General features: G+C 49.2%; 11 protein-coding genes. 1 reads left to right on the top strand and 10 read right to left on the bottom strand.

Annotated elements, in window-relative coordinates:
* Positions 1-149: 149 nt before the first annotated feature.
* From EJN92_RS12690 to EJN92_RS12680, 3 genes are all read right to left on the bottom strand, one after another.
* On the bottom strand, positions 150-1,940 hold the full coding sequence (locus EJN92_RS12690) for an acyl-CoA dehydrogenase C-terminal domain-containing protein (protein WP_126128161.1): 1,791 nt from the start codon (positions 1,938-1,940) through the stop codon (positions 150-152).
* A gap of 106 nt (positions 1,941-2,046) precedes the next feature.
* A complete protein-coding gene (locus EJN92_RS12685; RefSeq protein WP_126129909.1) occupies positions 2,047-2,643 on the bottom strand; it encodes a TetR/AcrR family transcriptional regulator in 597 nt (198 codons plus the stop codon).
* Positions 2,644-2,833: 190 nt separating this feature from the next.
* Complete coding sequence (locus EJN92_RS12680) at positions 2,834-3,211, bottom strand: RNA-binding S4 domain-containing protein (RefSeq protein WP_126128160.1); 378 nt, start codon at positions 3,209-3,211, stop codon at positions 2,834-2,836.
* Between the two features lie 305 nt (positions 3,212-3,516).
* Between EJN92_RS12680 and EJN92_RS12675 the strand changes: the two genes are divergently transcribed.
* Positions 3,517-5,622, top strand: coding sequence for an ATP-binding protein (locus EJN92_RS12675; RefSeq protein WP_126128159.1), 2,106 nt, complete (start codon positions 3,517-3,519; stop codon positions 5,620-5,622).
* Between the two features lie 62 nt (positions 5,623-5,684).
* Here the strand turns inward: EJN92_RS12675 and clsB are convergent, their stop codons facing one another.
* The 7 genes from clsB to EJN92_RS12640 form a co-directional block, all read right to left on the bottom strand.
* Positions 5,685-6,848 carry a cardiolipin synthase ClsB gene (gene clsB, locus EJN92_RS12670; RefSeq protein ID WP_126128158.1) on the bottom strand — a complete coding sequence of 388 codons (1,164 nt, stop codon included), beginning with the start codon at positions 6,846-6,848 and terminating at the stop codon, positions 5,685-5,687.
* Positions 6,849-7,688 carry an endonuclease/exonuclease/phosphatase family protein gene (locus EJN92_RS12665; protein WP_126128157.1) on the bottom strand — a complete coding sequence of 280 codons (840 nt, stop codon included), beginning with the start codon at positions 7,686-7,688 and terminating at the stop codon, positions 6,849-6,851. It lies immediately after the preceding gene.
* A gap of 30 nt (positions 7,689-7,718) precedes the next feature.
* Positions 7,719-8,168, bottom strand: coding sequence for a dihydroneopterin triphosphate diphosphatase (gene nudB / locus EJN92_RS12660; RefSeq protein ID WP_126128156.1), 450 nt, complete (start codon positions 8,166-8,168; stop codon positions 7,719-7,721).
* Between the two features lie 238 nt (positions 8,169-8,406).
* Positions 8,407-10,212, bottom strand: coding sequence for an aspartate--tRNA ligase (gene aspS, locus EJN92_RS12655; RefSeq protein WP_126128155.1), 1,806 nt, complete (start codon positions 10,210-10,212; stop codon positions 8,407-8,409).
* Positions 10,213-10,293: 81 nt separating this feature from the next.
* Entirely contained in the window at positions 10,294-10,905 is a 612-nt protein-coding gene (locus EJN92_RS12650; protein ID WP_126128154.1) for a DUF502 domain-containing protein, read from the bottom strand.
* Between the two features lie 38 nt (positions 10,906-10,943).
* Entirely contained in the window at positions 10,944-11,309 is a 366-nt protein-coding gene (locus EJN92_RS12645; protein ID WP_126128153.1) for an FmdB family zinc ribbon protein, read from the bottom strand.
* Positions 11,310-11,405: 96 nt separating this feature from the next.
* Positions 11,406-12,848 carry a high affinity choline transporter 1 gene (locus EJN92_RS12640; RefSeq protein ID WP_126128152.1) on the bottom strand — a complete coding sequence of 481 codons (1,443 nt, stop codon included), beginning with the start codon at positions 12,846-12,848 and terminating at the stop codon, positions 11,406-11,408.
* Positions 12,849-12,885 lie beyond the last annotated feature (37 nt).

Raw genomic sequence — 12,885 nt, 5'->3', positions numbered from 1 at the left:
GCAATTTACAAAAAATCTTAAGTCACTGCGCAATAAAGACGCGGCTTCTGGAGCATTTTCGCCCTGCAAGCCGCAGCCATACTGCGCCATCTCTTTTAAAATTTTCTGCGTATCGGTTTCCTGTCATTCGTTGACCAGCTGTTTAAGCTTTAAAACAAATCCGCATCTAAGGACAACAAGTTGGCAGAACCAGAACGCGCCTGACGTATCAACATCGCTGTCTCTGGGTACAAACGCGCAAAGTAGAAACGCGTAGTTGCCAGTTTGGCGGTGTAGAAAGTATCGCCGGAATCTTTTTTCTCCAGAGCGATCTTGGCCATTTGTGCGAAGAAATAGCTGTACACCAGATGACCAACCACGCGCAGGTAAGGAACCGCAGCGGCACCAACTTCATCTGCATTCTGGAAAGCTTTCATACCGACTTCCATGGTCAGCTTAGTCACTTTGTCGCCCAATTCACCCAAAGGTGTGATGAACTCGGACAGCTCTTCGTTGGTACCATTGGCTTCCACAAAGGCTTGTACTTTAGCGCCAAACTTACGCAATTTCGCGCCGTTGTCACCCAGGATTTTACGACCCAACAAATCCAAAGACTGGATGGTGTTAGTACCTTCGTAAATCATGTTGATACGAGCGTCGCGCACGTATTGCTCCATGCCCCATTCGGAGATGAAACCGTGGCCACCGTAGACTTGCATACATTCAGAAGTCGCAACCCAAGCATTATCAGTAATGAAGGCTTTGATGATCGGTGTCAGCAAGGCGACTTCATCGGCGCAATCTTTACGCACTGTTTCGTCAGGATGATTGAGTTCTTTATCGAGTTGCAAAGCCACGTAAGAACAGAATGCGCGCGCGCCTTCTGCGTAGGCCTTAGCCGTGAACAACATACGGCGTACGTCGGCGTGTACGATAATTGGATCAGCTTGTTTGTCCGGTGCTTTAACACCTGACAAGCTACGCATCTGGATACGGTCTTTCGCGTAGACCAAAGCATTTTGGTAAGCGATTTCGGTCAAGCCCAAACCTTGCATACCAACGCCCAAACGTGCCGCGTTCATGAACACGAACATCGCGTTCAGACCCTTGTTCGGGCCGCCGATCAACCAACCAGTGGCTTCGTCCATGTTCATCTGGCAAGTTGAATTGCCGTGTATGCCCATTTTCTCTTCAATCGCGCCGCAGAAAATCGGATTGCGTGCACCGACAGTGCCATCAGCATTTGGCAAGAATTTAGGAACGATGAACAGTGAGATTCCTTTAGAGCCTTCTGGTGCGCCCGGCAAACGTGCCAAGACCAGATGGACAATATTGCTGACCATATCGTGTTCACCAGCGGAGATGAAAATCTTCGCGCCGGAAATTTTGTAGGAACCATCCGCCTGCGGATCCGCCTTAGAGCGCAACATACCCAGATCAGTACCGCAATGTGGCTCGGTCAAGCACATAGTGCCTGTCCATTCGCCAGAAATCAGTTTGGTCAGGTAAGTATCTTTTTGCTCTTGTGTACCGTGTTCATGGATACACTCGTAAGCGCCGTGTGACAAGCCAGGATACATAGTCCAGGCTTGATTGGCGGAGTTCATCATTTCGTAGAATGAATTATTCAATACCAAAGGCAAGCCTTGGCCGCCGAACTCTGGATCGCAAGACAGTGCTGGCCAACCGGCAGCAACATATTGCTGGTAGGCTTCTTTAAAGCCTTTTGGCGTAGTCACTTCTTTTGTGACTTTGTCGTGGTGGCAGCCTTCGCGATCACCAGAATGGTTCAACGGGAACAAAATCTCGGAGGTAAATTTACCGCCTTCTTCCAACACTTGATTGATGATATCGGCATCAATTTCTTCGTATTTTGGCAAATGTTTTAGTTCGCCTTCAACGGCTAACAGCTCATGCAAAACGAATTGCATATCACGCAAGGGAGCGACGTATTGACCCATAATTTTCTCCTGAAGACAAAGTAAAAACAGCTAATTTAAACAATTACAATTTACAATTCAAAATCTCATGCTGCACATGCTCACATCAAAGCTGAAATTTAATTTTTCAGCTTTTAGCAGGTGCATAACAATCAATCATTCTTTCAAAACCAATTTCTGCCCGATTAACACTACCCGGCTTGCGCAGAAAACGCGCATCATGATGCAGCGCCAGTATTAATCCATACATCTCATACACAATCTGATCAGGATCGACATCCGCATTCAAATGTCCCAGAGCGATCGCCTGGCTTGCCGCACGTTGCAAAGCGCCTTGCCATGCATGCACCATGCCGACTAACTCTTCCCTTATCGGCCCCTGACGATCGTCGTACTCGGCAGCACCGCTAATATAAATGCATCCGGAAGCAATCTCTACCGTCACCCGCTTCACCCACAAGGCGAACATCGCCTGTAGACGCGGTAAGCCACGCTCTTCCTTCATGCTGGGATAAAACACTTCCTGCTCAAAGTGATGGTGGTACAGCTTCAACACTTCTATTTGCAAATCCTCACGCGATCCAAAATGTGCGAACACGCCAGACTTACTCATATTCATCTTATCGGCCAGCAGACCAATAGTCAGACCTTCGATACCATCGCGACTGGCAGCATCCAAGGCAACGTCTAGGATGGCTGCGCGGGTGAGTTCCCCCTTACGCATGAATTTCGATGTCATATTCATATTACATTGTACTTATTAAGTTGATTCGTGAATGCATTTAATCAATGCAAAAAGTAAAATTAATCGAACGCTCGTACTATTAATCACAGCGCACTAAAAGTCAAACCAGAAAGATGCTTTAGAGGAGAGTATCTACTTATGCATAGGCGATTCTTCTGTAAAAACAACGTCAACTCTTGGCAAAATCAAGCTGACGGCGTTCACGCTTGGTAGGTCGGCGCGCCAGAACAGCTCCTGGTTCTTGATAGAGTTTCTTGTTTTGCGCTACCAGTGCACGTTTTTCTATGCTCACTGCAGTTTCCTGATACATGGTTTGCGCAACGCTGGCCGAACCGCGTACTTCTAAGAGTTTAAGCACCTCGATTTGCCAGACTTGATCGGCATGCTGTATCTCTAGCAAGTCACCAAGTTTGACCGCATGCGAAGGCTTTACCCTTTCCTGATTTTGCAAGACCCGCCCCAGATCGATCGCATGTGTGGCCAAACTACGGGTCTTAAAGAATCTTGCGGCCCAACACCACTTATCAATTCGTACAGTCTCACTCATAAAAAAGCACGCTCCTTCAATTTAAAAACGATCATACTATTTTCTGCGAGGTATTTCACTCTATTCACGTTTACGCAGCATTTTCGGCGGCATAAGAAGCCTATCTGAAGCAAACCATGGTATATAAAACCACATGACATATTTTCTAAGTCATCCGCTTTAGTATCCTTAAACCCTTAAGCAATCAAGCTCGCTTTGCAAATGCTAAAAAATGCACGATACTCGGCTAGAATAGACTAGGCATAGCTTGCTCCAACCGCCAATTTTTCAGTTCGCTCTGTGATTAGCTTCGATTGGGATAACGGATGAAACGCATCAACATCAGCAATGTAGCGATCATTTTTGGTCTGTTTCTTAGCCTGGTTATCGCTTTAGGTACCGGCATATCGATCAAAGTATCACGCGACAAGGCCATCAACGACTGGCGTCAACAGGCTAGCAACATTGCCCTGATACTGGCAGAAAATACAGCACAGCAAATGACCACGGCCTATCTCGCCTTGGACGACATCACCGAACGCATCAAAGCAAAAGCACCTAACGATGATAAAACGCTGCGAGCGCTGATAGGGAGCGAGGATTTTTTCCAGATCATGGCAGCCAAGGCCGCCAATTCTCCGCAAATAGATGTGGCGACCGTGGTTGCTCAAAATGGCGACGTCATCAATTTCACACGCAAATGGCCAGCGCCAAAAATTAATTTAGCCGAACGTGATTATTTCAAGGCACATCACGATGATGCAAAATTAGGCGTATTAGTGAGCGATCCAGTACGTAACAAAGGCAATGGAAAATGGACCTTTTACATTAGCCGCCGCCTCAACGATACGCAAGGGCAATTTATAGGTATGGTTTTATTGGGTATTTCTACCGATTACTATTCCGATTTTTATCAACGCGTCAGTATCGCTGGTAAAGCAGTCATCACACTGCTACGCGACGACTTTACGATTCTGGCGCGCTGGCCTGCAACAGAAGACCTGCTAGGCAAAAAAAATCTTACCGGCTCCAGCTATCTAATCGTTCACGATCAAAAACGTAGTGATGGCGTGTTGATTAGCGATGGTCCACGACTGGCGAACAATAATGCATCAGGCCAGCCACGCATGGGTGCTGTGCGCACCGTCAAAAAATACCCTCTCATCGTCAATTACACGATAGAAGAAGATATCTATCTTGGGGCCTGGCGCGGTACTACCCGTTTGATCTTAACGGTTGCCGCCGGCAGCATCATTGCTCTTTGCTTGGCATTTACCTGGCTAGTGCGTGCTTTGCGCAGAAATGAAGAGGATCTGCTGCTCACCAAACGTCTAAAGCATGAGGCGGAACTAGCGAATAACGAAAAAACCGTTTTACTGGAAAATCTTTCGCGTAATCAGCAGGCACTGACAGATTCATCCGAGCATATGGCGGCCATCCTTGATAATGCCCCAGATGCGATCCTCATCACAGATGCATCAGGACTGATCATCTCGTGTAATCGGGCTGCAGAGCAGATCTTCGCATTGCCAGCACAGGCGATCAACGCTCATTTGATCGATACATTGATCCTAGAAATAGGTCAGGTTGCCCTGCTCGATGCCAAAATTAAGCATGAGCATATCGCTAAACGCGCAAATGAAATTGAATTCCCATGCGAACTCTCTATCGCCAGTTTTCAGATTTCCGGACAGCAACGTCAGGTCATTATTCTCAGAGATATTAGCGTTCGCAAAAAAATGGAGAAAGCCAAAACCGAATTTATCTCGACAGTTAGCCATGAATTACGCACTCCGCTCACCGCTATGCGTGGCTCTTTGGGTTTATTGCGAGGTGGCGTGGCTGGCACATTACCAAAAATCGGTACCGACATGCTGGAGATGGCCTACAAAAATACCGAAGTTTTGACACGCCTGATCAACGATTTGCTCGACATCCAGAAAATGGAAGCAGGTCAAATGGAATTTAATTTTAGCGTTATCAGACTTGATGACTTACTCGACTATGCCTGCAAATCGAATCAAGCCTTTGCCAGCCAGTTCGGGGTCAATATCCTTATTGACGGCATAATTCCTGAGGTTAAACTCTCCCTTGACGAAGGTCGCTTCCAGCAAATCATGGCAAACATTTTATCTAATGCTTGCAAGTTCTCGCCTGCCAATAGTTGCGTGAGCGTCAGCGCGCATCAAATTGACCAGCAGATATGCATAAGCATCCGCGATCAGGGACAAGGTATTCCCTTAGATTTTCAGGACAAGATGTTTCAACGATTTGCACAGGCGGATTCATCCGACACTCGCAAAGTAAGTGGTACCGGACTGGGCTTATCGATTACCCGAGATTTGGTCACTCTCATGCATGGCAACATACGCTATGAAACTAGCGTAGGGCAAGGGACTTGTTTTTTCATTAGCTTCCCGATCGCAACTTAAACTCTGGAACGTCAATGTTTTTATTCGAGTAATTTGCTCAGAAAGTTTGCGACTTGCGCGCCCTAAGTATACCCACCCAGGGTCGCGATACGCATCAAGCCGCGATATATCAGGTAGGCGGTGCCATACCAGAGACGTCGATACCAGGGATGATTGGCATAGTCCGCCGCAGCCACTGCCACCCCGTCTGCGATGCCCTGCTCCAGATGTAGGCTTAAATCACGGGCAAAGCCATGATCCCGGATTACGACATTGGCTTCCTGATTCACAAATAAGCTCAGTCCATCGAAATTGCTCGACCCTACCGTGGCCCATTCATCATCTATCACTGCCACTTTGGCATGCAACTGGGTCTTTCTGTACTCGACAATTTTGACTCCGTGCTGCAATAGCTTGGGATAGAAAGAATGGGTGATCGCATCCTGCAAGGCAAACTGCCCGACGCCTATGATGAGCGTAACATCGACCCCGCGCGCGGCGGCTGAGATCAGGGCGTTGCGCAGCTTACGCCCAGGCGCAAAATACGGATTGGCGAGAATTGCACGCTTTCTTGCCATCCCCAAAGCTTGCAAATAGGCGCGCTGTATGGTGCTGCGATTGCGTAGATTATCCCGCACCACCAAGGCTGCCAACATCGGTTGATGGGATTTCACCACCAGTTGTTTGCGCAACTCGCGTATCAGTTTAACCCGCGTCGTCAAGGCCAGCTTACCCAAACGCAACCATTGTGCCTCGACCTCCAGATGAATATGCGGCAACAAGGCACCTTGTACCGTGACCGCAAAATCCCAGCGTGGAAATGCCAGTATCAGGCCAGAGCCATCATCGGCCACATAGTCGTCGATGATATTGATACCGCCGAGTAAGGCGATGCGCTGATCGATCACCACAATTTTTCTATGGGTGCGCGCCAAACCGCGTTTAAACCAGGGATTAAAGCTACGGCATTCCACACCGCCCTCAGCAAACTCCCGCTGCAGCAATTCTGAGCGCGTATCGCCACTGCCTACCCAGTCGATAATGACGCGTACTTGCACGCCACGCGTGGCCGCTGCGATCAGGGCGTCACGTACTTGCAACGCGACTGCATCATCAGAAAAAATATAAGTCTCGAGGTAAATTTCGCTGTGAGCCTGCGCAATTTCCGCTAGTAGACAGGCAAAATAATCACTACCGCAATGCAATAAACGCAGTGCATTTCCGGGGATTAAATTAAGTTTGCGCATTTAAGCCGAGCTTGCCTTGGCTGCCATGGCGGCAGCAATTGCAGATGAAAAATCCAGAGTCACCAGGATAGGTAAATGATCCGATAAAGTAGTCCAGGGCGCGCCGCGCAATACTTTGGCTTGCTCCACCTCAAAACCACGCAGATACACTCTATCTAGACATAGACAAGGCATTTCAACCGGAAAGGTATGGGCATGCTTAAAACGCGGCTGCGGCATCAAACCGCGCATGCCGCTCAGACTGAGTAAAGAGCCGCTCTGAGCACGCTCGCCATCAAAGGCTTCGCGCACGCCCAATTCCTGATACAAGGTTTGGCTCAGGCCCTTGCTCCAGTCATTGAAATCACCGGCAATAATCAGTGGCGCATCGGCCGGTAAATTGCTCTGTATCTCTTTAATCAAGGCCTGGACCTGACGCCGTCGACTGGTGGCGAATAGGCCCAGATGGATCACAAAACAATGCACGTCTAGACTACCCAAGCGTATCACCACATGCAAAATACCACGCTGCTCATAGGCATGATCGGAAACATCATGATTGTAGGATGAGCTGATCGCAAAGCGACTCAGCAAGGCATTGCCGTGGTGGCCATGCTGATACACCGCATTCATGCCATACGCGACTTCATGGGTATCACCGGCGATAAAGGCATCCTGTCCCATCTCAGGCCAACGCGTATGGTTTTCGGCGTGATAATCATGCTGCCCCTGCACTTCTTGCAAAAACACCAGATCGGCATCGAGTAGACTGATCGCTTCTTTTAGGCCATGGATGCGCGCTTTTCGACCGAAAGCGCTGACGCCTTTATGAATATTGTAAGTGGCAATCTTTAGCTTCATTCTCACTCTCCGTTTGCTGCCTATGTTTTTTTAAGCGCCGTGACGGTAATGCGGCAATTGCAAAATCGCTTCGGCGTTGGAGGCGGAAAAACACAGATCAGCCGCCTCTCTATGCGGCAACCACTGATACTGTAAATGCTCACGCGGCGCCAAAGTAATGGCGACATCGCGTGGCACACAGAGCCCAAATACATGTTCGGTATTGCGCGTCACGCCAGGCGCATAACGATGCCGCCAGACCGGATAAATTTCATACACATTAGAAATTTTCCAATCGGCTAGCGCGAATAAAGCCGTATCAATACCCGTCTCTTCGGCCACTTCACGCTGAGCGGTATCGCGCATCACTTCATCCAAACTGTCCTGCGAGCCAGTCACCGATTGCCAGAACCCGGGCTTATCGGCACGTTCTATCAACAACACCTCTAAGTTTTCAGTATAGATGACGACCAGCACAGAGACGGGGATTTTAAAATTCATACTTGTTAGCACTTCGCTTTATCCGATCAACACACTATGCAGCTTTTTGCTACAATTTTTGCTTCAATTCTTATGCCCAGTTTGGCTCTTACAAAAAACGGTAGGCGCAATAAACACGGGCATCGCAGGCCGAAAAGCCCTGAAGAAGCGCATGGATAGTGTGGAGTCAAAATTACAGAAAATCAAGTTAAAAAAAAGGCACAGAAAACTGTGCCTTTTTCGTTTTTAGCGTATGCGCTTAGCCTTTAATCACAGGCTCTACAGCACGCAAACGGATATGCAATTCACGCAATTGCTTCTCGTCCACCGCCGACGGCGCTTGTGTCAGCAGACACTGGGCGCGCTGGGTTTTCGGGAAAGCGATCACGTCACGGATAGACTCGGCACCGGTCATCATGGTAACGATGCGATCCAAACCGAAGGCCAGACCACCATGCGGAGGCGCGCCGTATTGCAATGCGTCCAGCAAGAAACCAAACTTCAATTGCGCTTCTTCGGCATCGATCTTCAGGGCGCGGAATACCTTGCTCTGTACATCGGCACGGTGGATACGCACAGAACCACCACCGAGCTCCCAACCATTCAAGACCATGTCGTAGGCTTTCGAGATGCAATTGCCCGGATCGCTTTCCATCAAATCTTCATGACCGTCTTTTGGCGCAGTGAAAGGATGGTGCGTAGCCGACCAGCGGTCATTGGCTTCATCGTATTCAAACATAGGGAAGTCGATTACCCAGAGTGGCTTCCAGACATTCTCGAACAAGCCGTTGTTCTTACCGAATTCGCTGTGACCGACTTTAACCCGCAAAGCACCGATAGCGTCATTAACGATCTTGGCCTTATCCGCGCCGAAGAAAATCAGATCGCCGTCTTGCGCGCCGGTCAATGCCAGGATTTGTGTCAGTGCTGCATCGTGCAGGTTCTTGACGATAGGCGATTGCAAACCATCACGACCTTTGGCAACTTCATTGACCTTGATATAAGCCAAACCCTTAGCACCGTAGATCGCCACGAACTGGGTGTAAGCATCGATCTCAGAACGTGGCATGTTGGCGCCACCTGGTACACGCATACCAACCACGCGGCCATTTGGCATATTCGCGGCACCGCTAAAGACTTTGAAATCAACGTCTTTCATCACCTCGGTGAGGTCAGTAAATTGCAGCTTGACGCGCATGTCTGGCTTATCCGAACCATACAGCCCCATGGCTTCGAAGTAATCCATGACAGGGAAAGGATTTGGCAAATCGATGTCTAGCGTATTCTTGAAAATCAGGCGCATCATGTTTTCAAACATGTCGCGGATTTCTTGCTCGGACATGAAAGAAGTTTCGCAATCGATCTGGGTAAATTCTGGCTGACGGTCAGCGCGCAGATCTTCATCGCGGAAACATTTGGTGATCTGATAGTAACGATCAAAGTTAGCCACCATCAGCAGTTGCTTGAACAATTGCGGCGATTGTGGCAGCGCGAAAAATTCACCAGCGTTGACACGCGAAGGCACCAGGTAATCGCGCGCGCCTTCTGGCGTCGACTTGGTCAGCATAGGGGTTTCGATATCGATGAAACCGTTAGCGTCCAAGAACTTACGCACTTCCATTGTGACCTTGTAACGCAGACGCAAATTGTTTTGCATTTGCGGACGGCGCAAATCGAGTACGCGATGCGTCAGACGTGTGGTTTCAGACAGATTGTCGTCATCCAACTGGAACGGTGGAGTGACCGAAGCGTTCAACACTTCCAGCATATCGCAGACCACTTCAATTTTGCCGGATTTCAGATTGTTATTCACTGTGCCATCTGGGCGCGGGCGTACTACACCGGTGACACGCAGACAGAATTCATTACGCACCGATTCGGCCGCCTTGAACACTTCCACTGCATCTGGATTGCAGACGATCTGAACCAGACCTTCGCGGTCGCGCAAGTCGATAAAAATCACACCGCCATGGTCGCGGCGACGATGTACCCAGCCGCACAGGCTAACGGTTTGACCGAGTAATTCCTCATTGGTGAGGCCACAGTAATTGGTACGCATGGACATAGTTTCTACCTGTCTTTATTTAAATATGGAATTTGATGTTACGTGATTCTGTCTTACTTATTCTGTCTTACTTATTCTGTCTTACTTAGTTTTTACTTGCGGCAAAGTGTCTGGTGCCACCACGCCCATAGACACCACATATTTCAAGGCAGCATCGACCGACATATCAAGTTCTATGGTGTCCGCCTTAGGTACCATCAGAAAAAAACCTGAAGTCGGATTCGGTGTAGTCGGCACATAGATACTGATGTACTCGCCCTTCAAATGCTTAGCCACCGCGCCACCCGGCACCCCGGTCAGGAAGGCAATGGTCCAACTACCTTCACGCGGATACTGCACCAGCAAGGCCTTGCTAAAGGCATTGCCACTCGATGAAAACAAGGTATCAGAAACCTGCTTGACGCTAGAGTAAATCGAGTTGACGATAGGGATGCGTTTAAGCAGTGCTTCCCATGCCTCCACCACATAATTACCGATGAAATTTTGCGCCAATAAGCCGGTCACAAACACGATCAGCAAGGTCAGGATGGTGCCTATGCCCAAAACTTTAAATCCAAACAATTGCTCAGGCCGCCATTGCGCAGGCAATAGCAACAAGGATTGATCCATGGTGCTAATGACCGAATGCAGTACCCACAGGGTAATGGCCAACGGCACTAAAATCAGTAAGCCTGTAATAAAATATTTACGCATGATTTCTTATTTGCCCTGATTTGGAGTTGGCTCACACATCAAGCCGCTTTATTCTCACTACCCGTCGTTGCCGGAGCGCTCGCTGCGGGCGCTGTGCTGGCCGCCGGCGCTGCTGTAGTCGCTGAACTTGCAGCGGATGAACTGGCAACAGCATCGCTGCTCGACGAGGACTCAGCAGTCGCCGCCACCGCACCACCGGTTGCTGCAGGCGCAGCGCCCTTAGCATCCCGAAAATCGGTCACATACCAACCAGATCCCTTCAATTGGAAACCAGCTGCGGTCACTTGTTTTTTAAAGCTAGGCTTGCCACAGGACAGACAAACGCTCAAAGGCTCGTCAGACATTTTTTGCAACACGTCCTTGGCAAATCCACATTCTTCGCAGCGGTAAGCATAAATAGGCATTTTATCAATCCGAAAAAAATCTTGTAAAACCCTGAATTATAAAGCTTTTTTAGTGCTTTTCACAGCCGTCCGCGCCAGCACAGCTCCCCGTCTAGGCTAATTTAAGCTTGAATGCGCGGTGACTAGCTGTTTTTTACCTATTTGAGGCAGCCAGGAACCCAGCAACATGCCCGTCAAACTCATCAAGACACCGACCAGTTGCGGTGGCCATAAGCCCTCTGGGGCTTGATATTCTAATAATATCCAGGAAGATAAGCCCAAGAATATCGACAGCAAGGCGCCCTGGCTGTTCGCACGTTTCCAATACAGGCCAAACGCCAGCGGCACGAAAGCGGCCACCAAAGTTACTTTATAGGCATTTTCTACCATTTTATAAATGCTGGCCTCGGTGTTCATTGCAAACAGCGTCACGACAGCCGTAAACAGCAGCACCACCACCCGCATCAGCATTAAAAATTGGCGATCGCTATGCGCCGGCAACATAGGTCTGAGTATATTTTCAGAAAAAGTAATCGACGGCGCCAGTAAAGTCGCGCTGGCGCAGCTCTTGATCGCCGACAGCAAGGCACCGAAAAACATCACCTGCGCCAACATCGGCACCTTGGTCATGATCAGGGTAGGCAAGATCATTTGCGGATCCTTATCGATCAAATTTGCCACCATGGCAGGATCAATCAGGGTGGCAGAATACGCCAGAAACATGGGAATGAAGGCAAAGCAAAAATACATGACCCCGCCCAAGATAGAGGCATTGCGTGCGATATTTTCGTTTTTAGACGCGGCCACCCGCTGAAACACATCTTGCTGCGGGATCGAGCCTAGCATCATGGTGATCCAGGCAGCGAAGAACCAGAGCGACTCGCGCGCGGTCGGTGCCGGCCAGAAAGCCAGTTTGCCGGCCTCTGAGGCATGCGTAATCACCGCCGCAGCGCCCCCTACCATATCGGACACTTCCCAACCTATGTAAAACATACCGAGCACGATGATGATCATCTGTAAAAAATCGGTAATCGCCACCGACCACATGCCGCCCATCAGGGTATAGATCAAGACGCTGGCAGCACCGATCAGCATGCCAATCTCCATAGACAGATAACCACCGGAGACCACATTGAACACCAGGCCTAGCGCCTTGATCTGCGCTGCCACCCAGCCTAGGTAAGAAATCACGATACACAGGCTGACCAGCACTTCGACCTTGCGTCCAAATTTATTTTTATAGTAATCGCCTATGGTTAGCAGATTCATGCGGTACAGCGGGCGCGCAAAAAAAATGCCGACCAAGATCAGACACAGGGACGAGCCGAAAGGGTCAGCCACTACACCGCGCAAGCCTTCCTTGACGAAGGTGGAAGAAATCCCCAGCACCGCTTCCGAGCCAAACCAGGTGGCAAACACGGTAGCGGTCACCACCGACATCGGCAAAGAGCGCCCAGCCAAGGCAAAGTCTTTAGAGTTTTTTACATAGCGGGCGGCGTATAGGCCTATGCCTACCGAAATTGCCCAATATAAGACGACAAACCAGAGTAAGGTATTCATGCGAGCGCCAACAATATTCAAAAAATGCGAAAAAAAA

This window comes from Undibacterium parvum, assembly GCF_003955735.1.
Classification (GTDB): domain Bacteria; phylum Pseudomonadota; class Gammaproteobacteria; order Burkholderiales; family Burkholderiaceae_D; genus Undibacterium; species Undibacterium parvum.
This window is presented reverse-complemented; position numbering and strand designations above follow the sequence as displayed.